Source organism: Streptomyces sp. NPDC057963 (assembly GCF_042887155.1).
GTDB lineage: Bacteria > Actinomycetota > Actinomycetes > Streptomycetales > Streptomycetaceae > Streptomyces.
The window spans coordinates 19,739-40,108 of record NZ_JBHVPX010000004.1 but is presented as its reverse complement, the minus strand read 5'-3'; the positions used below and the strand labels follow the sequence as shown (position 1 = coordinate 40,108).

The window sequence follows — 20,370 nt, the reverse complement described above, 5'->3', positions numbered from 1 at the left end:
CGCGGCCACCGGCTCCCGCTCCGCTCCCGTTGCGTACTGGGATACGCACTTCACCTCCCGTCCACCCAACTCCGCCTGGAATGTGGGTTTCCGCGAGCAGGCTTCGCGTGTGAGACGCATCGTGGGAATCGTCCTGGCGGTGCTGCTGATCGGCGGAGTGGCAGTGGCCGTCGCAGCAGGCCGCGACAGCAGGGACACGAGCACGGCAACGAAGACCGTGCGTGGAGTGATCGGTTCGGAGAAGGCCGAGTTCTTCGCCGATCCCGATGTGGTGAAGGCCCTTGCCGCCAAGGGGTTCACCGTCAAGGCGGAGACATCCGGGTCCTGGGCCATGGACCAACTCCCGCTCAAGGGCTACGACTTCGCCTTCCCCGGCTCGAAGGCCCCGGCCGATGAGCTCCAACGCAGATCCTCCGTCAAGGGCGGGCCGCTCAGGCCGTTCTACTCGCCTCTCGTCGTCGTCGCGCACCGCGGCGCCGCTCGGGTGCTGGCGGACAACGGACTCGCGGCACTGAGCGGAAAGTCCAGCGGCAAGCTGCTCATGGGCCCGTACCTCAAGGCCGCACAGGCCGACCGGACCTGGCAGCAGCTCAAAGGCGCCGCGAAACATGCCGAGTTGACCGGGACGGTCTTCATCACCAGCACCGACCCCGCCTCGTCCAACTCCGGCGCGCTCTACCTCGCCGCCGCCTCCTACGTCGCCGACGGCGGCCGGGTCGCCGCGGACGAGGCCGCGATCAGCCGCACCGCACCGCTGCTGAAGAAGCTGATCCAGGTGCAGGGCGCGCAGCAGACCAGCAGTGACGCCCCGTTCCGGGACTTCATCAGCGGCGTCGGCAATCCGCTGGTCCTGGTGTACGAGTCGCAGGTCGCCTCGCTGCTGACGCAGAAGCAGGAGGCCGGGGACCTGGTTGTGCTGTACCCCGACACCACCGTCTCCAGCGACCACACCCTCGTACCGCTGACCGAGTCCGGCCGGCGGTTGGGCGAGCTGCTCTCCACCGACCCGGAGCTGCGCAGGCTCGTCGTACGGCACGGGTTCCGGCCCCAGGGTGCCGCGGCCGAGTTCACCGCGGCCACCGCGGGCCACACCGACTACATCGACCAACAGCTGACCGGGGTCCGCCAGGCGCCCGTGCCCACCGCCACGGTGCTGCGCGCGATGGCCCGGCGGACCCGCGGCTGATGATCCACGCCTCCCGGGAGACCTCACCCATGACCCACGTGCCGCAACCGCCCGCCCTCACCCCGCCCGACGGACCCGCCCCGCCGCTCGTCCTCACCCCGCCGGAGCCGGTCGCCCCGGTCCGCGCCGAGCAGGCCGCCGGTCTCGTACCGGTCGACGACGCGGTGCGGACGGAGATGACGCGGCGCGCCGACGAGTACGTCGGCGGCCTCGCCGGGCTCGACGCCCGGTCGCCCGAGTTCGCCACCCGGATCGGGGAGATCACCGCGCTCGGGCAGGCCGACATCCGCGGTGCCGCCCAGCAGTCCAACCGGATGCTGGACCGCACCGTCCGCTCGCTGGCCGGGGACGGTTCCGGAAACGGGAGCGGGGACGCGCAGACCCGGGTCGGCGCCTCCCTCGTCGAGCTGCGCCGCACCGTCGAGGACCTCGACCCGCGCGACACCCCGGGCCGCGGCGCCCGCCGGCTCCTGGCCAGGCTCCCGGGCGGCAACAAGCTCCGCGACCACGTCGCCACGTACGCGTCCGCCCAGTCCACCCTGAACAGGATCGTGGGCTCGCTGCGCGGCGGGCAGGACGAGCTGCGCCGCGACAACGCCGCCCTGCACACCGAGCGCACCCGGCTCTGGGAGACCATGGGCAAGCTCCAGGAGTACGTGGTCCTCACCGAGGCCCTGGACGGCGCCGTCGAGCAGCGCATCGCGCAGACCGCGGCCACCGACCCGGTGCAGGCGGACGCGCTGCGGGCCGATGTGCTCTTCCCCGTGCGGCAGAAGCACCAGGATTTGCTGACCCAGCTCGCGGTCTGCGCGCAGGGATACCTCGCGATGGATGTCGTACGCCGCAACAACGACGAGCTCATCAGGGGCGTCGACCGGGCCGCGACCACCACCGTCTCCGCCCTGCGGATCGCCGTGATGCTGGCGTCGGCACTGGAGAGCCAGCGCAAGGTGACCGAACAGGTGCAGGTGCTGCGCTCCACGACCGAGGACCTGATCCGCGGCAACGCGGAGATGCTCGCCGGCCAGAGCGGCGAGATCCAGCGCATCGCCGCCGATCCGGCGGTCGGCGCGGAGACACTGCGCACGGCGTTCCAGCAGATCTACCGGACGCTCGACGCCATCGACACGTACAAGGTGCAGGCCACCGAGTCGATGGCGGCGACCGTGGAGTCGTTGACCTCGGAACTCCAGCAGGCCGGTGCCCACTTGGAGCGCAGCCGGTCCGCCGGTGCCCTTGAGGGCGGCGGTCTCGGATGACGGCCCGTCCCCGGCGCCGGCCGAGACGGCTGCGGCGCCGGGTCGCCCGCTCGCTCGCCGCGCTGCTGGCCGTCGCCGCACTCGTCCCCCTCGCCGCCTGCTCCGCGTCGGGCAGCGGACCGTCCGGCGGGCCGGAGAAGGACGACGGCGCCCCGCGGGCCGGCACGCTGCGAGTCCTGGCCTCCAGTGAACTCGCGGACATGGAGCCGCTGTTGGAGCAGGCCCGGAAGGCGACGGGAATCACCGTGCGGCCCACCTGGACCGGCACGCTCGACGCCGTCGAGCTGCTCGGGTCCGGGAAGGCCGACGGGGCGTACGACGCGGTGTGGCTGTCGTCCAACGACTATCTGCGGCTGCGCCCGGACGCGGCGGGGCGCATCACGTCGGAGACTCCGCTGATGACGTCGCCCGTCGCCCTCGGCGTCCGCCCGGCGACCGTGGAGCGGCTGGGCTGGCAGCCCTCGGACGTCACCTGGTCGCAGGTGCACCGGGCGGTCGCCGAGGGCCGGCTGACGTACGGAATGACCGATCCGGCCCGTTCCAACTCCGGTTTCTCCGCGCTGGTTTCGGTCGCCTCCGGGCTGTCGGGCGCGCAGTCCGCCCTGACCGGCGCCGATGTCCGCAGGGCGAGCGGCAAGCTTGCGGAGTTCTTCGCGGGACAGCGTTTGACCTCCGGTTCCTCGGGCTGGCTGGCCACCGCGTACACCCGGCGCGGCACGGTCGACGCGCTGATCAACTACGAGTCCGTGCTGCTCTCGCTCAACCGCGACAGTCACACCGGGCTGACCGTGATCCGCCCCCGCGACGGCGTGGTGACGGCCGACTACCCGCTCAGCGCGCTCTCCGCCGCCGCACCGGAGGCGAAGGATTCGGTGCGCGCGCTGACGGCCTACCTCCGCACCCCGGCCGTACAGCGGCGGCTGACCCGCGAGACCTTCCGCCGCCCGGTCGTACCGTCGGTGCGGCCCGCGCCGCCGCTCGCCGCCGAGGCGCGTCGCGAACTGCCGTTCCCGGGCTCGCGGTCGGTCGCCGACGGCCTGCTCCACTCGTACGAGAACAAGCTCCGCCGCCCCTCGCGCACCGTGTATGTCCTGGACACGTCCGGTTCGATGGCGGGGGAGCGGCTGCGGAGGCTGAAGGCGGCGCTGGCCGGGCTGACCGGGGACTTCCGGGAGCGGGAGGAGGTCACGCTGCTGCCGTTCGGCTCGTCGGTGAAGCAGGTCCGCACGCATACGGTCGACCCCGCCGATCCGCAGGCCGGCCTGGCGGCGATCAGGGCGGACACCGCGGCGCTGACGGCGAGCGGCGAGACGGCGGTCTATTCGAGTCTGGAGTCGGCCTACGAGCACCTCGGCGACGGCACCGAGTCCGCGTTCACCTCGATCGTGCTGATGACGGACGGTGAGAACACGACGGGCGACACGGCCGACGGATTCGCCTCCTTCTACCGGTCCCTCCCTGCCGCGCGGCGGGTCACCCCGGTCTTCCCGGTCGTCTTCGGCGACTCGGACCGCGGCGAACTGGACCGGATCGCCGCGCTGACCGGCGGCCGGCTCTTCGACGCGACGAAGGACCGGGGGCCGGGCTCCCTGGACGGGGCGTTCGAGGAGATCCGTGGATACCAGTAGACCGCCGGGCGGATCGCGCGGCAGGCCCGCGCACAGGGTCCTGGCGTACGTCGAGTCGCGGAAGAACCTCGCCGGGAGCGCCTGCGGGATCGCCGGTCTGGTCCTCACCTTCACGGGGCTGGCCGGGGCGTACTGGCCGGTGGTGGTCGTCGGGCTGTACGGCGCGGGCGCGCTGATCGCACCCCCCGAGCGGCCCGCCGCCCCGGACTTCCCGGACCCGTCGTCGCAACTGGAGGCGCTGCGGGCCGACTTCCAGACCCTGCGGGCGTATCTGGACGAGGTGGAGCTGCCGCCCGCCGCGGCCGGCCGGCTCACCGAGCTGACGGAACTGCTGGACGGGCTGCTCGCCCCGGGCTGGGTGTCGAAGGCGCTGGCCACCGACCCGGAGGGCATCCACGCCCTGTCGCGCGCCGTGCACCAGGACATCCCGGAGTCGGTCGACACCTTCGTCCGCACCCGCTGGTGGACGCGGATCGCGCCGGGTACGGAACCGCCCGAGCGCCATCTGGAACGGCAGTTGGAGCTGCTGCACCGGGAGGCGGAGGAGCTGGCGGCGGGACTGCGGGAGGCGGAGGCGCGACGGCAGCAGACCCATACGCGGTACCTGGAGGACCGGGGCCGGACCGGGTAGCGGGGCGGCGGTGGAGGCGAGGCCCCTGACCTCCGCTCCGGGGAGAGGACCGCCGTCCACGGAGGCGGTACGTTCACGGAGGCGGTACGGAGCTCGCCGGCCGCGGACCCGGACCGACGTCGGCGTACCGGTGCCCCGGTCCCGTGAAGGGGCGGCAAAGGGGCGACCCCCGGAACCGTGAGGGGATTCCGGGGGTCGTACCGCGGCGCGGGCCGATGACCCCACAGGTCAGGGCGGATGTCCGGAGACCCGGCCGCGGGGTGTGCGGGGCGCACCCGCGCGGGGTGCGCCCGGGGGCGTCAGCCCAGGCGCTGGACCAGGGCGCGGTACTCGTCCCACAGTTCCTTCGGCGCGTGGTCACCGAAGGTGTCGAGGTGCTCGGGGATCAGCCCGGCCTCCTCGCGCCAGACCTCCTTGTCGACCGTGAGCAGGAAGTCCAGGTCGGACTCGGAGAGGTCCAGGCCCTTGGTGTCCAGGGCACCCTTGGCGGGCAGCACGCCGATCGGCGTCTCGACGCCCTCGGCCCGGCCCGCCAGACGCTCGACGATCCACTTCAGGACGCGGCTGTTCTCGCCGAAGCCGGGCCACACGAACTTGCCCGCGTCGTTCTTGCGGAACCAGTTCACGTAGTAGATCTTCGGGAGCTTCGACTGGTCCGGCTTGTCGGCGCCGACCTTGAGCCAGTGGGCCATGTAGTCGCCCATGTTGTAGCCGCAGAACGGCAGCATGGCGAACGGGTCGCGGCGCAGCTCGCCGACCTTGCCCTCGGCCGCGGCGGTCTTCTCGGAGGCCACGTTGGCCCCGAGGAAGACTCCGTGCTGCCAGTCGAAGGACTCGGTGACCAGCGGTACGGCCGAGGCGCGGCGGCCGCCGAAGAGGATGGCCGAGATCGGCACGCCCTTCGGGTCCTCCCACTCGGGCGCGATGATCGGGCACTGGCCGGCCGGGACGGTGAAGCGGGCGTTGGGGTGGGCGGCCGGCGTCTCGGACGCGGGCGTCCAGTCGTTGCCCTTCCAGTCGGTGAGGTGGGCCGGAGCGGTCTCCGTCATGCCCTCCCACCAGACGTCGCCGTCGTCGGTGAGCGCGACGTTGGTGAAGACGGAGTTGCCCCACATGGTCTTCATGGCGTTGGCGTTGGTGTGCTCGCCGGTGCCGGGCGCGACGCCGAAGAAACCGGCCTCGGGGTTGATCGCGTAGAGGCGGCCGTCCTCACCGAACCGCATCCAGGCGATGTCGTCGCCGATCGTCTCGACGGTCCAGCCGGGGATCGTCGGCTCCAGCATGGCGAGGTTGGTCTTGCCGCAGGCGCTCGGGAACGCGGCGGCGATGTACGTCGGCGAGGCGGCCTCGCCCTGCGGCGGCGTGAGCTTGAGGATCAGCATGTGCTCGGCGAGCCAGCCCTCGTCGCGGGCCATGACGGAGGCGATGCGCAGGGCGTAGCACTTCTTGCCGAGCAGAGCGTTGCCGCCGTAGCCGGAACCGTACGACCAGATCTCGCGGTCCTCGGGGAAGTGCGAGATGTACTTGGTGGAGTTGCACGGCCACGGAACGTCCTCCTGGCCCTCTTCCAGGGGAGCGCCCAGCGTGTGGACGGCCTTGACGAAGAAGCCGTCGGCGCCGAGCTCGTCGAGCACGGCCTGTCCCATGCGCGTCATGGTGCGCATCGAGACGGCGACGTACGCGGAGTCGGTGATCTCGACGCCGATCGCGGAGAGCGGGGAGCCGACAGGGCCCATGCAGAAGGGCACGACGTACATCGTGCGCCCGCGCATGGCGCCTCGGAAGACACCCTGGTCCCCGGTGAAGATCTCCCGCATCTCGGCGGGGGCCTTCCAGTGGTTCGTCGGACCCGCGTCCTCCTCCTTCTCGGAGCAGATGAACGTACGGTCCTCGACGCGGGCGACATCGCTCGGGTCGGACGCGGCGTAGTACGAGTTCGGGCGCTTGGTCTCATCCAGCTTCGTGAACGTGCCCTTGGCCACGAGCTCCCCGCACAGGCGCTCGTACTCGGCCTCGGAGCCGTCGCACCAGACCACCCGGTCCGGCTCGGTGAGGGCTGCGATCTCGTTCACCCAGGAGATGAGTTCCCGGTGGTTGGTGGGGGCAGTGAGGGGAGCCGCGATGTCGCGCGCCACGATCGCTCCTTGTTGAGGGTGTCTGTTTGGTTGGCCCCGTGGGGGCTGCGACCCGGATGCTTCGAATCTCACTGGCGCTCATCCGGTGCCGACCGCACTCATTTGATCATCCGACCGATGCGCCCATATGTCCAGAGGGCCGCACACGTGAGCATTGCCACTCCTGTCCGCTACCTACGGTTGCGTAGGTACGATGCGGGAATGACTGCTGCCGCCGCGCCCGAGCCGACCGGGCTGGAACCAGCCGAGTTCGACACCCTCCCGGTGAAACCACGCCTGCGGGGCTGGCTGCACGCCGGGATGTTCCCCGCCGTGATCGTCGCGGGGGTCGTGCTGATCGCACTGACGGACAGCAGCCGCGGCCGGATCGCCTGCGGCGTCTATGTGCTGTCCGCGTGCCTGCTGTTCGGTGTGAGCGCGCTGTACCACCGCGGCACCTGGGGCCCGCGTGGCGAGGCGGTGCTCCGTCGGCTCGACCACGCCAATATCTTTCTCATCATCGCGGGCACCTACACCCCGCTGACCCTGCTCCTGCTCCCCGATTCGACCGGGACGCCGCTCCTGTGGGCGGTCTGGGCGGCGGCGGCCGCGGGCATCGCCTTCCGGGTCTTCTGGGTCGGCGCCCCGCGCTGGCTCTACACGCCGTGCTACATAGCGATGGGCTGGGCCGCGGTCTTCTTCCTGCCGGACTTCATGCGGACCGGCGGGATCGCGGTACTGGTGCTGGTCGTCGTCGGCGGGCTCCTCTACAGCGCCGGCGGCGTCATCTACGGCATCAAGCGGCCCAATCCGTCACCGCGCTGGTTCGGCTTCCACGAGGTCTTCCACTCGCTGACCCTGGCGGCCTTCGTCGTGCACTACGTCGGCATCTCGCTGGTGGCCTACAACCACAGCTGAACGCCCTCGCGGGAGGGTACGGGCATGGTCCCGGCGTCCGCCGATGGCCGACAATGGCGACCATGGCCGCCACCTCCCGTACCCCTTCCGTTTCCGCGCCCGCGGCGCAGCCCCGGCCGGGGCTGCGCGAGCGGAAGAAGCTCAGGACCAGGAGCGCGATCCGCCGGGCGACGTACCGGCTGATCTCCGAGCAGGGGTACGACGCGACGACGATCGAGCAGATCGCGGAGGCGGCCGAGGTGTCGCCGAGCACGGTGTTCCGGTACTTCGCGGCCAAGGAGGACATCGTCCTCACCGACGCGTACGACCCGGCCCTGGAGGCCCGGCTGCGGAGCCGGCCGGCCGGCGAACCGCCGCTGGAGTCGCTGCGGCTGGTCATGGCCGAAGCGCTGACGGCGTTCCTCGCGGGCGAGGAGGACGAGCTGCGGCAGCGCACCCGGCTGATGGTGGAGGTCCCCGCCGTCCGGGCGCGGATGACGGAGGCCCTGTCCGACACGGCGCGGGCGCTGGCCCGTGCGCTCGCCGACCGCGGCGGCCGGGACCCGGACGACCTGGAGGTCCGGGTGTTCGTCGCGGCCGTGCTGGCGGCGCTGCGCGAGGCCACGCTGTACTGGGCCGAGCACGGGCAGGCGGGCGACCTGGTCGCGGTGATCAACCGGGCGCTGGACACGCTCGAAGGCGCCCCGGCGCTGTAACCGGGACTCCGCGCCCCCGGGGCCATCGCTCCCCAGTCACCGCTCCCCCGTCACGGGCGCCGCCGCTCCCCCGTCGGCGGCGCCACGTCACCGCTCCTGTCGCTCCCCCGTCAGCGGTCCCCGGACGGGTCCGCTCCGATGCTCCGCGCCAGCTCCCGCGGGTCCGTCGTCGGGGCGTCGCACACGAAGTGCCGGCACACGTACGCCGTCGGCGCCCCGCCCACCATCGGCCGGTCCGCCAGCAGCGGGAACTCCGTCCCCGCCGTCTCCCCCGCCGCCACCACCGCGCCGGGTGCCCGCCCCCGCAGCGCCGTACGGTGCAGTTCGCCGCCGACGGGCCCGGCGACCGCGACCTCGCGCGGCCCGTCGAGGAACGCCTCGGCGACCGCCAGCCCCCAGCCGATGAACCGGGGAACCCGCGGCCCGAGCGCCTTCACCACCCCCAACGCCCCCTCGGCGGCGGCGCGATGAGCCTCCGAGCCGGTGTGCGCGGCGTACGAGAGCAGCGCACCCGCCGCCGCCGTCCAGCCCGCCGGGGTCGCGCTGTCGGTGGGGTCCTGCGGGCGGCGGATCAGCTGCTCGGCGTCGTCCGCCGTGTCGTACAGCTGCCCGCCCTCGCCGGTGAAGTGCTGGAGCACGATGTCGAGCAGGAAGCCGGCGAACTCCAGCCAGACTCCCTCGCCGGTGACCGCGGCCAGGGCGAGGAAGCCCTCGGCGACGTCGCCGTAGTCCTCCAGGACCCCGGCGTGCCCGCCGGCGCGCCCGTCCTTCGAGGTCCGGTCCAGCCGGGCGGTGTCGCCCATGTGGACCCGTACCAGCAGATCCGCCGCCTCCGTGGCGCGCTCGACGAGGTCGGGCCGGTCGAAGTACGCCCCCGTCTCGGCGAGCGCGGCGATCGCCAGCCCGTTCCAGGCGGCGACCACCTTGTCGTCCCGCCCCGGACGCGGGCGCAGCTCACGGGCGGCGAGCAGCTTCGCCCGTACGTCGGCGGCCCGGTCCGCGTCCGCCCCGGTGCCGGTCCGTGCGAGCCGCAGGACGGAGGCGCCCTCCTCGAACGTGCCCTCCTCCGTCACGTCGAAGTACGCGGCGGCGAAGGCCGCGTCCTGATCGCCGAGGACCTCCCGCAACTGCTCGGGCGTCCATACGTAGTACGCGCCCTCGACGTGCCGGCCCGCTCCGTCCTCGCTGTCGGCGTCGAGCGCGGAGGCGAAGCCGCCCTCCGCCGTCCGCAGTTCGCGCACCATGAAGTCCGCGGTCTCCAGGGCGACCCGGCGGGCCTCCTCCGAACCCGTCGTCCGCCACAGGTGGGCGTAGACCCGGCAGAGCAGCGCGTTGTCGTAGAGCATCTTCTCGAAGTGCGGGATCAGGGGTCCGTCGGGCCGGCGCAGCACGTACCGGTGGAAGCCCCCGCCCACCTGGTCGAACAGGCTCGACTCCGCCATGGCCCGGCACAGCCCGTCGGCCATGTCCCGGGCCCCTTCGGACTCCGTCCGGGCCCAGTGCCGGAGCAGGAACTCGACGACCATGCTCGGCGGGAACCTGGTGTTGCCGGAGAACCAGCCGGAGGCGGGGTCGTACTCGCGGGTGAGCCCGAGCAGCGCCTGGGCCAGCTCCGCCTCGCCGGGCAGTCCGGCCTTCGCGTAGTCGAGCTGCCGGCCGGACAGGTCCCGCACGATCTTCTGCGCCACCTCGGCCACCTCGTCGGGCCGCCCGGTCCAGGCCGCCCTCACGCCCTCCAGCACCTGCATGAAGGACGGCGACCCGTGGCGCGGCTCGGGCGGGAAGTACGTGCCGAAGTAGAACGGACGGCCGTCCGGGGTCATGAAGACCGACATCGGCCAGCCGCCCTGGCCGGTCGCCGCCTGGAGGGCCTCCATGTAGACGGCGTCGATGTCGGGCCGCTCCTCCCGGTCCACCTTCACGGACACGAAGTGCTCGTTCATGAAGGCCGCCGTCTCCTCGTCCTCGAAGCTCTCGTGGGCGAGCACGTGGCACCAGTGGCAGGAGCTGTACCCCACGCTCAGGAACACGGGTACGTCACGCCGGCGCGCCTCCTCGAAGGCGGCGGTCTCCCACGGCCACCAGTCAACGGGGTTGTCCGCGTGCTGAATGAGGTACGGAGACGTGGCGTGCGCGAGTCGGTTGGGCATGCCCCAATCCTTGCGTACTCGGCGGGGCCGTGCCCATGCGCCACGGGACGGCACGCGAAAGGGCCCCGCTCACGGGGCTCACGGACGTGCGGGGAGGGGGCCGCGGGTCAGCCGGCCCACCGTCCGGAGAGGAAGGTGACGGCGACGACGGTCATCAGCGGTGCCGCGACGGCGAGATAGGCGGTCTTGACGTGGCGGCACCGCAGGCTCCAGGCGGCGAGACCGGTCCACAGCGGCCACCACAGGAGGGTGGCGCGGGGGACGGAGGTGTACCAGTAGGACGTGCCCAGGGCCCACAGCGTCAGGGCGATGTACACGGCTTCCGGCCAGCGCCGCCGCCACACCAGCAGGGCCAGCAGGCCGATGCCGATCAGCATGGTGAGGAGTTCGGCCTGGGACATCAGGGCGTACCCGGTGCTCTGGGAGTGTCCGAAGGCCGCGTGCCAGGTGTTCCGCCAGGCTTCCCAGGGGGCGTGGAATTCGCGGTACCAGCCGCGTTCCTCCGCGTGCTTCCACGCCATCCAGTCACCGGTGTGCGCGTGCAGGTACCAGCTCTGGAGAAGCGGCGGGAGGGCGGGCAGCGCAAGCCAGGGAAGACGGCGCCAGTGGGCGGCGGTGCGGGCGGTGGCCACGAAGTGCACCGCCAGGGCCGCGGCGAGGAAGAGACCGCTGACCCGGACGGTGGTGGCCAGGCAGGTCAGGGCGGCCGCGAGCGGCCAGTTGAGGCGCTGGGCGGCCAGCCAGGCCGGCAGGGCCAGGGCGAGGAAGAGCGCTTCGGTGTAGCCGGCGGCCAGGAAGACGGCACACGGGGAGAGCAGGAAGAAGAGGGCGGCGCGCTGCCCCGCGTTCTCCTGCGGCAGGTGCAGCCGGGCGATCCGCGCCAGGGCCAGCACGGCGACGCCTCCGGCGACGAAGGAGATCAGCGCACCGGCCGCGGGCCAGCTCGGGACGACGGCGTGGACGGCCCGCAGCAGGTAGGGGAAGCCGGGGAAGAAGGCTTCCCTGTTGTCCCAGCCGGATATCCAGGGACCGGTCCCGTCCGGGAAGTAGCCGTCCTGGGCTATGTGCAGGTAGTGCCACCAGTCCCACCGCTGCCACGGCGCGAAGAACGAGGCGGGGTCGCGGGTCTGGCGGTCGTCGAGGAACAGCCAGCGGGTGCAGTAGGCGGTGGTCCAGATGCCCAGCCGGGTCAGCAGGTACAGCCAGAGCACCTCGCGGTCGGCGGGCTTCAGCCGGTGCAGGAGCCGGACGGGGAACACCGGGCTCGCCGACGAGGTGTCGCCGGACGGCCCGGAAGCGGTCCCGGTCCGGTCGGGCGGGCACTCACGCGGCCGCTGAGGGGTCGAAAGGCTCACAACGAAATCTCCTGGATCGAACGTGCGCGTGCCGAACGGACCCGGGCTGCGCTGCCGGGACATGGGACGAACGGCCCCGGCCGGAACTGCCCGGGGCGCGGGAGGCGGGTCGTCAGGGGGGCGTGCTGGTGCTCCCGGTGGGGGCGGTCGGTGTACTTGAGGCGCTCCGGCCGGGAGTGGGGGCGTCCGTCGTCGGCGCACCGCTGCGCGACGGGGAGAGCCTGGGAGAGGGCTTCGGGGTGGTGGGCGTGGTGGCCGGGACGGTGGTGCCCGGGTTGTCGGGCAGGAGCGTGGCCACGGCCGCGCCCGTGCCGGACAGGATCAGGCACGCTCCGACCGCCAGCGCGACGACCCGGCGCCTGCGCACGCGCTCCCCGCGCTCGGTGATGTACGAGGGCGGCACGGAACGGGCGCGGGACTGGCCGGTGGCCGCGGCCTCCTTGAACAGGGACCGCAGCGGGTCGTTGGGTTCAGACACAGGGCCCCTCCTCGGTACGCGGATCCTGAAGGCGGTGCGAGAGCGTGGCGCGGCCCCGGGCCAGATGGGTCTTGACGGTGCTGGCCGCCAGACCGGTCTCCGCGGCGATCTGCTCGACCGTCAGATCGCACACGTAGTGCAGGGCCAGCGTGCGGCGCTGCTTGGACGGCAGCTCCCGCAGCACTTCCACCAGGGCCACCGACTCCGGGCCGGGCGCCTCCGCATGGGGCGGGGCGCCGCTGCGCCGCCAGGCGTCCGCCGTACGCCGCCGGCCGCGCCACCGGGTCACCGCCAGACGCCAGGCGACCGTGCGGATCCACGCCTCGGGCTGTCCGTCGAGGTCGAGCTGGCGCCGTCGGCTCCAGCCCTTGACGAAAGCTTCCTGCACCACGTCCTGCGCCTCATGCTGGTCACCGAGCATCACGAACAACTGCCCCGTCAGCCGGGCGACCGTCTGCGCGTAGAACTCTTCAAACTCCTCGACGGTCAACAAACAGCTCCTGGATCTCCTCGGTCTCACCGGGCATACGCCCGGCACCCCGTGTCCGGACTACACCGGACCCGAAGAATCCGGCGTGACGGTCGTCACACGAGCTGCCCGGACCGGCGCCCACCGCCGCCGGGCCGCACCCCGGCCGCCCGGCCCGGCAGCCCGAAAGCCCTCGTCCGGCCGGGCCGCCGGACCCGCCGGCCGCCGGATTGCCGGCACACCGGCATGCCGGGGCGGGGACGGGGAAGTCTCACGGTCCGGGCGGGACGGCACACCCACATCCTCTCTCAGGCGCGGTCGGCTGCCTCGCTCGCGCCGACGTGCCGCACGCAGGACACTGGGCGGCGCTGCCGGCCGAGGCAGGAGCCATCGTCGTATCCGGAGGGGGACACACATGCGGGACAGCCATCGGGCTGAAGCCGAACGGCTGTTGGTACGCGCCGTCGAGGAAGAGGTGCGGCGCTCGGGCGGGCGGGCCGACGCCGGCGCACTGACAGCGCGCGGGCGGGCCGCGCTCGACTCCCTGGCGGCCGGCGCGGCCGACGAGTACGCCGCGTATCTCCAGGCGCTGGACTCGGCGCAGGCCGGGCACCAGCCGCTGTCGCAGCGGTTCAGCCGGGCGGCCCTGGGGGCGCCCCTGCTGGTCACCGGGGTCACCGCGGTCACCGCCTTCGGCGCGGACCTCGCGTTCGGTACGGCGGCGGGGCCGGCCCTCGGCGCGGGCGCCGTCGTCGCGGTCGCGGGGGCCGCGGCGACCGTCGCCAAGGCCACCGCGTCGCACTGGCCCGCCGCGCACCGGCGCGCGGGCGCACTCGGGCAGCCCGGCGGCACCGAGCAGCTGCGGCTGCAGTGGCTGGCGGCGCTGGAGGTACGGGGCATCCGCCCGTTCCTCGACCAGCAGCGGATGCTCACCGCCTCCTCGCGCACACCGGCGAAGAAGGTCCCTGCGCAGTCGCGCACCGCCCCGCAGCTGCGGGGCGGGGACCGCAGCGCCGCGGCCCGCATGCGCGCGGTCCTCGATCAGTCGTTCGGCCAGCTGCCCGCCGGCGACGGTCCGTTCGCCGGGCGGCGGACCGAACTGGCGCAGATCGCGCAGTGGGTGCGCGAGGCCCGCGCGTCGACGGAGACCAAGCCGACCGTCGTCGTCCTGCACGGCGCGCCCGGCGCGGGACGCACCACGCTCGCGGTGCGGGCGGCACGCAGCCTGAAGGATCAGTTCCGGGGCGCGTGCGTGGTGGACCTGCGCGGCGACGTGCCCGGCGAGGCGCCGCTGCCGACCCGGGACGCGCTGCTGCATCTGCTGAACCGGCTGGGCGCGCCCCGCGAGCAGCTGCTCTTCCGCGAGCGGGCCTCCGCCGAGCAGCAGGTGGGGCGGCTGAGCGAGCTGTACCACCAGCATCTGACCGGCACCCCCGTGACCATCGTCCTCGACGACGCGGGCGACGCCGCCCAGGTCCGCACCCTGATCCCGGAGCGCTCCGACAGCCTCGTCCTGGTCACCGCCCGCGAGCCCCTGGAGCTGCCCGCCGGCATCCCGGCCCGGGTCCACCACCTGCCGGTCGGCGCGCTGGACGCGGCGGGCGCGGAGGAGCTGCTGCGCGAGGCGGCCGGGGAGCCGGAGGAGGGGCCGTACGACGCCCGGTCGACGGACACCGTCGTCGAGCTGTGCGGCGGGCTGCCGCTGGCGCTGCGGATAGCGGGCTCCTCACTCGGCGCGCGCACCCGCGGCGCGCTCGCCACCGGTCTCGCCGCGCACGGCGACCGGGGCGCACCGGTCGAGCGGGCGCTGTGGCTGCGCTACACCGACCAGTCCGAGCAGGCGCGACGGCTGCTGCGCCGGCTCGCGCTGGCCGGGCGGGCCAGCCTGGGCGCCGCGGCGGCGGCCGCGCTGCTCTCCGCCGACGAGCAGGAGGCCGGGCGGCTGCTGACGGCCCTGGCCGGGGCGGGGCTCCTGGACCACGTACGCGGCTCGCGCTACCGGCTGCACGATCTCGTACGGGGCTTCGCCCTGGACCGGCTGCGGGACGAGGAGGCGGCGGCCGACCGCACCGCGGCCCAGGAGCGGCTGATCAAGAACTACGCGGAGCTGGCCGGTGCGGTGATCCGCATGGTGGACGGCAAGATGTCCACCCGGGCCGGGCAGTTCGGCTCGCACGGGTTCAGTTCGCTGGACTCGGCGCTGCGCTGGCTGGACGACGAGTCGAGCTTCATCACCTCGGCGCTCCGGCACGCGGAGGGCGTCGACCAGGGGGCCGTACTGGATCTGCTGGGCGCGCTGTGCGACTACTGCCTGCTGCGCGGCGACCTCTACCGGCTGGGCGAGATCAGCGAGCTCACGCAGGCCGTGGACAAGGGGCTGCTGGAGCGGTCCGTGCAGTGGCGCACCGGCATCGCGGCCCGTCAGCTCGGCGAGCTGGACAAGGCCCGCACCACGCTGTCGTCGGTCGTCGGGCTCTACCGCGAGGCGCAGAACGAGGCGGGTACGGCGCTGGCGCTCTGCTCCCTCGGCATCACCCTGCACCACCAGGGCAATCTGACCGAGGCGGCGGCACGGCTGCGCGAGGCGATCGAGCTCCAGTCCTCCGAGGAGCAGGCCGAGGACCGGGCGTGGTCGCTGCACGCCCTGGCCGCCGTCGAACGCGACCGGGCCCGTCCGGCCCTGGCGCTGACCCTCCTGGACACCGCGCTGACCCTGCACCGGGAGGGCGAGTCGCTGCACGGCGAGGCGTGGACGCAGTTCCAGCTGGGCCAGACCCTGCTGCGGACGGGCGAGGTGGAACGCGCGGAGGAGGCGCTGCGCACGGCCCTGGATCTGTACGGCCGTACCCGCGACGAGCGCGGCGAGGCATGGGCGCTGACCCAGCTGGCCCGCGCCCGGCTGCTGGACGGCGACGCGGCCCCGGCCGTCGAGCAGCTGAACGGCGCCCTGGCCCGGCACCGCGACAACGAGGACGCGCGCGGCGAGGCGTGGACGCTGTACTACCTGGGCCAGGCCCTGGAGGAGAGCGGCGACACCGACCGGGCGGTGCGGCAGCTGGAGCGGGCCCGCTCGATGTTCTCCCGGATGCGGGACGTGTACGGGCTGGCGTGCGCCCGCCACCACTCGGGCCGGGTCACCCGCGACCAGCGGGCCGCGCAGACCGGGAACCTCCGCAACTCCGGCTTCGCCCGCCAGCTCCTGGTCGACGCACGGGCCGACTTCCGGCGCATCGGGGTCGCCCACGGCGAGGCATGGACGTGCCTGGAGCTGGCCCTGATCGACGCGGGCAACAACCGCGCCCCGCAGGCACTGGAGCTGTGCGGCGAGGCGGCGGAGCTGTTCGACTCCTACGGCGACACGCGGGGCGCGGACTGGGCCCGCTTCCTGCGCTGCACACTGCTGCCGTACGCGTCCCCGGGTGGCAGCGAGGTGGGCACGGTGGTGGCCCAGCAGGAGCTGTCCGAGCTGCTTGTGGCCGGCCGTCCGGCGCGCGACAGCAAGCTGGAGGAGTGCGCGGAGGCGTTCGCGGTGGTGCTGAACCGCGGAGTGGACCTGGAGGACGGCTGGCAGGCGTGGCGCCTGGGCATGACGCCGACGCGCCAGGCCCGGGAGGTCATGGGCGTGGCGGTCCCGCCCGCGGCCGGCCCGTCCGGCGGCTGAGGCCGTGTTCGGCCCCGGCCGGGGGTTCTCCGGCCGGGGCCGGGCACGAACGGGGCGGCCACCGGACTCCCGGGTACCGCCCCGCGCCTACTTCCGCTTCGCGGACCCCGCCCCGACGGGGGCGTCGGCAGCCGCCGCCGGGTCCGGCGCCTCCACGAAGTCGACCTTGCCCATGTGCCGGTTCATGGACTTCATCAGCAGCCATACGCCGCCGGCGAGCGCCGCGAAGACGATGAAGCCGAGGATGCCGGGGGTCACCTTGTTGTCGTCGACCTCCTTGGCGAGAGGGACGAGATGAGTCAGTGCCTGGGTCGCGTACATATCAGGCATTGTTGCGGATGCCCGCGAAGAGGTCGCTCTCGGGGAGGGAGGTATCGACGAGAGACTTCGCCAGCTCGTACTCCTCGGTCGGCCAGACCTCCTTCTGGATGTCCATCGGAACCCGGAACCAGCCGCCGTCGGGATCGATCTGCGTCGCGTGCGCGATCAGCGCCCTGTCGCGGATCTCGAAGAAGTCCGCGCACGGAACGTGCGTGGTCAGCGTGCGTTCGTCACGCTGGAACTCCTTCCAGCGCTCCAGCCACTCGCCGTACGGGGACTCCAGGCCGCGGGCCAGCAGGGCCTCGTGGAGCGCCACCGTGCGCGGCCGGTTGAAGCCCTGGTTGTAGTAGAGCTTCTGCGGCTGCCAGGCCGGGCCGAACTCCGACTCGGGGAACAGCTCGGTGTCCGCCGCACCGTCGAAGGCGATCATCGAGATCTTGTGGGTCATGATGTGGTCGGGGTGCGGGTAGCCGCCGTTCTCGTCGTACGTCGTGACGACCTGCGGCCGGAACGCGCGGATGCTGCGGACGAGGCGGCCGGCGGCCTTCTCCTCGTCCTCCAGCGCGAAGCAGCCCTCGGGCAGCGGCGGCAGCGGGTCGCCCTCGGGCAGCCCCGAGTCGACGAAGCCGAGCCATTCCTGTCCGACGCCCAGGATCTCCCGGGCCTCGTCCATCTCCTTCTTGCGCACCTCGTGGATGTTCTCCTCGATGTACGCGTCGCCCTGGAGCTTCGGGTTGAGGATGGAGCCGCGCTCGCCCCCCGTGCAGGTCACGACCAGCACGTCCACCCCCTCGGACACATACTTGGCCATCGTGGCCGCGCCCTTGCTCGACTCGTCGTCGGGGTGGGCGTGAACGGCCATCAGTCGCAGCTGCTCAGTCAAGACTCGATCCTCATTGATTCTGGACGCCGTGGAGAGGTGTCGCCCCGAAGGGGCGTCGGTGTGGGGCGGCAGTCGGGTGGCGGGCGGCAGGCTTCTATAGTGACCGAACCGGGGGGTGGAAAATTCCTCGATCCCCGGTCCGGGAGGAACGATCATGGCTGCGGTGCGCGAAGTGCTTCCGGAGAACCGCTACGGACGCTCCGCGGACCAGCGCGCGGACCGCCGGCTCAAGATCATCGGCTCGGTGCTAGGCGCCGTGCTTCTCGGCGTGGTCGGCTGGATCGGCTACGACTACGTCACCGGCCGGACCATCAGCGCCGAGGTGATCAAGCGCAAGGTCGTCTCGGACGAGCGGGTCGACGTCCACCTCGAAGTGCGCAAGGACAAGGACGCCGAGGGCTACTGCACCCTGCGCGCACAGCAGGAGGACGGCAGCGACGTGGCCCGCAAGGACTTCCGCTTCGACGACCGCACGGACCGCGTCGACCGCGTCGTGTCGCTGCGCACCACGTCCAGGGCGACCAGCGTCGAGCTGCTGGGCTGCACCGAGGACGGCGGGGCGGCGCGTTGACCGCCGCACGTTGACCGCCGCACGCCGGCACTGAACCACCGTCGCAGGCGCTGACCTGCCCGTACGCGGTTCCGACGGTTTACCTTCTCCCCCTTTTCCTGGGGAATTGTTAGGCTCGTGGTTTCGCCCACCCGCGAAGGCACATGCTTACGGGTAGGGCGATGCTTTGTATTCCCAGTACCGACGAGGAGCACCCTGTGACCCAGACCAGCGAAAACGTCACCTGGCTCACGCAGGAGGCGTACAACCAGCTCAAGGCCGAGCTGGAGTACCTGTCTGGTCCCGCGCGCACGGAAATCTCCGTAAAGATCGCGGCGGCCCGTGAGGAGGGTGACCTCCGGGAGAATGGCGGGTACCACGCGGCCAAGGAGGAGCAGGGCAAGATGGAGCTGCGTGTGCGCCAGCTCACCCAGCTCCTGGAGCACGCGAAGGTCGGCGAGGCGCCCGCCGACGACGGCGTGGTCGAGCCCGGCATGGTCGTGACGATCGCCTTCGACGGCGACCCGGACGACACGATGACCTTCCTGCTCGCCTCGCGCGAGTACGCGAGCTCGAACATCGAGACGTACTCCCCGCAGTCGCCGCTCGGCACCGGTGTGAACGGCAAGCGCATGGGCGACGACGCCGAGTACGAGCTGCCGAACGGCAAGACGGCGACCGTGAGGATCCTCACGGCGAAGCCCTACACGGGCTGATCCCGCACCACCCGTGCGAGGTGCCTCCGGTCCGCCGGGCCCGAGGCACCTCGCACCGGTGCACGGGCGTCAGCCCATCACGAGGTACCCCGCGTCGCGCAGCGCCGCCGAGACCTCCTCGCAGTGCTCCGGCCCCTTCGTCTCCAGTTGCAGCTCCACCTCGACCTCGGTGAGTCCGAGCCGGGGGTCGGTCCGCACATGGCCGATGTCGAGCACGTTGGCGTCGACCACCGAGAGCGCGGCCAGCAGCGTGGCCAGCGCGCCGGGGCGGTCGGTCAGCCGCAGCCGCAGGCTCAGATACCGGCCGGCCGCCACCATGCCGTGGGTCAGGACGCGCTGCATCAGCAGCGGGTCCACGTTGCCGCCCGACAGCAGCGCGACCACCGGTCCGCGGAACGACTCCGGATCGCTCAGCAGCGCCGCGACCGGGCTCGCGCCGGCCGGCTCCACCACGAGCTTCGCCCGCTCCAGGCAGAGCAGCAGCGCGCTGGACAGCTCGTCCTCGGAGACCGTGCGGACCTCGTCGACCAGATCCCGCACCAGGTCGAACGGCACATCGCCGGGGCGCCCCACCTTGATGCCGTCCGCCATGGTGGTCGGTGAGCCGATCGACACCGGATGCCCGGCGGCCAGCGACGGCGGATAGCAGGCCGCGCCCGCCGCCTGCACGCCGACGATCCGCACATCGGGCCGCAGCGCCTTGACCGCCACCGCGATGCCCGCGGCGAGCCCGCCACCGCCCATCCCGACGACGATGGTGCGCACCTCGGGGCACTGTTCGAGGATCTCCAGGCCCACCGTGCCCTGTCCCGCGATGATGTCCGGGTGGTCGAAGGGGTGGATGAAGACCGCACCGGTCTCCTGCGCGTATTGCTGGGCGGCGGCGAGCGTCTCGTCGACGACATGGCCGTGCAGCCGCACCTGCGCCCCGTACTGACGGGTGGCGGCCACCTTCGGCAGCGGCGCCCCGACCGGCATGAAGACCGTCGACCGTACGCCGAGCAGCGCGGACGCGAGTGCGACACCCTGCGCATGGTTCCCGGCGCTCGCCGCGACGACCCCGGCCGCCCGCTCCACCGGGGACAGCCCGGCGATCCGTACATACGCGCCGCGCAGTTTGAACGAACCGGTCCGCTGCAGGTTCTCGCACTTGAGATGGACCGGCGCGCCCACGAGCTCCGTCAGATGGCGGCTGCCTTCCATGGCGGTCACCCTGGCCACGCCGGAGAGCATCTTCTGCGCCCCGCGGACGTCATCGAGGATCAGCGGGGGGAAGGGACCGGGCGTGCGGAAGTTCATACGGTAAGTCTTGCAGCTCGGCGGGGCCCCCGGACGTCCGGTACGGCCCCGTCCCGC

General features: G+C 72.7%; 17 protein-coding genes. 9 read left to right on the top strand and 8 right to left on the bottom strand.

The window, feature by feature from the left end:
- The first annotated feature begins 82 nt into the window (after positions 1-82).
- The 4 genes from ACFVT1_RS10465 to ACFVT1_RS10450 are packed head-to-tail and all read left to right on the top strand — an operon-like array spanning position 83 to position 4,704.
- A complete protein-coding gene (locus ACFVT1_RS10465) occupies positions 83-1,186 on the top strand; it encodes a hypothetical protein (RefSeq protein WP_389794126.1) in 1,104 nt (367 codons plus the stop codon).
- Positions 1,187-1,215: 29 nt separating this feature from the next.
- Positions 1,216-2,445 carry a toxic anion resistance protein gene (locus ACFVT1_RS10460; RefSeq protein ID WP_389794125.1) on the top strand — a complete coding sequence of 410 codons (1,230 nt, stop codon included), beginning with the start codon at positions 1,216-1,218 and terminating at the stop codon, positions 2,443-2,445.
- Entirely contained in the window at positions 2,442-4,073 is a 1,632-nt protein-coding gene (locus ACFVT1_RS10455; protein WP_389794124.1) for a substrate-binding domain-containing protein, read from the top strand. Before ACFVT1_RS10460 ends, ACFVT1_RS10455 begins: the two co-directional genes overlap by 4 nt.
- 40 nt (positions 4,074-4,113) lie before the next feature.
- On the top strand, positions 4,114-4,704 hold the full coding sequence (locus ACFVT1_RS10450) for a hypothetical protein (protein ID WP_389794576.1): 591 nt from the start codon (positions 4,114-4,116) through the stop codon (positions 4,702-4,704).
- A 299-nt stretch (positions 4,705-5,003) separates the two neighbouring features.
- Here ACFVT1_RS10450 and ACFVT1_RS10445 read toward each other — a convergent pair whose 3' ends face one another.
- Positions 5,004-6,839, bottom strand: coding sequence for a phosphoenolpyruvate carboxykinase (GTP) (locus tag ACFVT1_RS10445; RefSeq protein ID WP_389794123.1), 1,836 nt, complete (start codon positions 6,837-6,839; stop codon positions 5,004-5,006).
- Positions 6,840-7,040: 201 nt separating this feature from the next.
- On the opposite strand from ACFVT1_RS10445, the gene ACFVT1_RS10440 reads away from it, so the two are divergent.
- Both ACFVT1_RS10440 and ACFVT1_RS10435 read left to right on the top strand, forming a co-directional pair.
- Entirely contained in the window at positions 7,041-7,736 is a 696-nt protein-coding gene (locus ACFVT1_RS10440) for a hemolysin III family protein (RefSeq protein WP_389794122.1), read from the top strand.
- Between the two features lie 62 nt (positions 7,737-7,798).
- Complete coding sequence (locus ACFVT1_RS10435) at positions 7,799-8,431, top strand: TetR/AcrR family transcriptional regulator (protein WP_389794121.1); 633 nt, start codon at positions 7,799-7,801, stop codon at positions 8,429-8,431.
- A 110-nt stretch (positions 8,432-8,541) separates the two neighbouring features.
- On the opposite strand, the gene ACFVT1_RS10430 is transcribed toward ACFVT1_RS10435, so the two are convergent.
- The 4 genes from ACFVT1_RS10430 to ACFVT1_RS10415 form a co-directional block, all read right to left on the bottom strand.
- Positions 8,542-10,581, bottom strand: a complete 2,040-nt coding sequence (locus ACFVT1_RS10430; RefSeq protein ID WP_389794120.1) for a thioredoxin domain-containing protein — start codon at positions 10,579-10,581, stop codon at positions 8,542-8,544.
- A 107-nt stretch (positions 10,582-10,688) separates the two neighbouring features.
- Positions 10,689-11,936: a mannosyltransferase family protein gene (locus tag ACFVT1_RS10425; protein WP_389794119.1), complete on the bottom strand. Its 1,248-nt coding sequence runs from the start codon at positions 11,934-11,936 to the stop codon at positions 10,689-10,691.
- Positions 11,937-12,048: 112 nt separating this feature from the next.
- Complete coding sequence (locus ACFVT1_RS10420; RefSeq protein ID WP_389794118.1) at positions 12,049-12,414, bottom strand: hypothetical protein; 366 nt, start codon at positions 12,412-12,414, stop codon at positions 12,049-12,051.
- Complete coding sequence (locus tag ACFVT1_RS10415; protein ID WP_389794117.1) at positions 12,407-12,904, bottom strand: SigE family RNA polymerase sigma factor; 498 nt, start codon at positions 12,902-12,904, stop codon at positions 12,407-12,409. Before ACFVT1_RS10415 ends, ACFVT1_RS10420 begins: the two co-directional genes overlap by 8 nt.
- 394 nt (positions 12,905-13,298) lie before the next feature.
- On the opposite strand from ACFVT1_RS10415, the gene ACFVT1_RS10410 reads away from it, so the two are divergent.
- Positions 13,299-16,544 carry a tetratricopeptide repeat protein gene (locus ACFVT1_RS10410; RefSeq protein ID WP_389794116.1) on the top strand — a complete coding sequence of 1,082 codons (3,246 nt, stop codon included), beginning with the start codon at positions 13,299-13,301 and terminating at the stop codon, positions 16,542-16,544.
- A gap of 87 nt (positions 16,545-16,631) precedes the next feature.
- Here the strand turns inward: ACFVT1_RS10410 and ACFVT1_RS10405 are convergent, their stop codons facing one another.
- Complete coding sequence (locus ACFVT1_RS10405; protein WP_389794115.1) at positions 16,632-16,865, bottom strand: hypothetical protein; 234 nt, start codon at positions 16,863-16,865, stop codon at positions 16,632-16,634.
- Between the two features lies 1 nt (position 16,866).
- Complete coding sequence (mca, locus tag ACFVT1_RS10400; RefSeq protein WP_389794114.1) at positions 16,867-17,748, bottom strand: mycothiol conjugate amidase Mca; 882 nt, start codon at positions 17,746-17,748, stop codon at positions 16,867-16,869.
- A gap of 154 nt (positions 17,749-17,902) precedes the next feature.
- Here mca and ACFVT1_RS10395 point away from each other — a divergent pair, with 154 nt between their 5' ends.
- Together ACFVT1_RS10395 and greA are read left to right on the top strand one after the other, a co-directional pair.
- The gene (locus ACFVT1_RS10395) at positions 17,903-18,319 is read left to right on the top strand and encodes a DUF4307 domain-containing protein (RefSeq protein ID WP_389794113.1); all 417 of its coding nucleotides are present in this window, start codon (positions 17,903-17,905) and stop codon (positions 18,317-18,319) included.
- Positions 18,320-18,516: 197 nt separating this feature from the next.
- Positions 18,517-19,014: a transcription elongation factor GreA gene (greA, locus tag ACFVT1_RS10390; protein ID WP_389794112.1), complete on the top strand. Its 498-nt coding sequence runs from the start codon at positions 18,517-18,519 to the stop codon at positions 19,012-19,014.
- Between the two features lie 69 nt (positions 19,015-19,083).
- On the opposite strand, the gene ilvA is transcribed toward greA, so the two are convergent.
- Positions 19,084-20,313 (bottom strand): threonine ammonia-lyase, encoded by a 1,230-nt coding sequence (ilvA, locus tag ACFVT1_RS10385; RefSeq protein WP_389794111.1) that lies wholly within the window; start codon positions 20,311-20,313, stop codon positions 19,084-19,086.
- Positions 20,314-20,370: the final 57 nt, after the last annotated feature.

Excerpts from the sequence above, each read along its gene's own strand:
- ACFVT1_RS10460 (WP_389794125.1), top strand. The coding sequence starts at position 1,216 with ATGACCCACGTGCCGCAACCGCCCGCCCTCACCCCGCCCGACGGACCC.
- ACFVT1_RS10455 (WP_389794124.1), top strand. The coding sequence starts at position 2,442 with ATGACGGCCCGTCCCCGGCGCCGGCCGAGACGGCTGCGGCGCCGGGTC.
- ACFVT1_RS10440 (WP_389794122.1), top strand. The coding sequence starts at position 7,041 with ATGACTGCTGCCGCCGCGCCCGAGCCGACCGGGCTGGAACCAGCCGAG.
- ACFVT1_RS10435 (WP_389794121.1), top strand. The coding sequence starts at position 7,799 with ATGGCCGCCACCTCCCGTACCCCTTCCGTTTCCGCGCCCGCGGCGCAG.
- ACFVT1_RS10430 (WP_389794120.1), bottom strand. The coding sequence starts at position 10,581 with ATGCCCAACCGACTCGCGCACGCCACGTCTCCGTACCTCATTCAGCAC.
- ACFVT1_RS10410 (WP_389794116.1), top strand. The coding sequence starts at position 13,299 with ATGCGGGACAGCCATCGGGCTGAAGCCGAACGGCTGTTGGTACGCGCC.
- ACFVT1_RS10405 (WP_389794115.1), bottom strand. The coding sequence starts at position 16,865 with ATGTACGCGACCCAGGCACTGACTCATCTCGTCCCTCTCGCCAAGGAG.
- ACFVT1_RS10395 (WP_389794113.1), top strand. The coding sequence starts at position 17,903 with ATGGCTGCGGTGCGCGAAGTGCTTCCGGAGAACCGCTACGGACGCTCC.
- ilvA (WP_389794111.1), bottom strand. The coding sequence starts at position 20,313 with ATGAACTTCCGCACGCCCGGTCCCTTCCCCCCGCTGATCCTCGATGAC.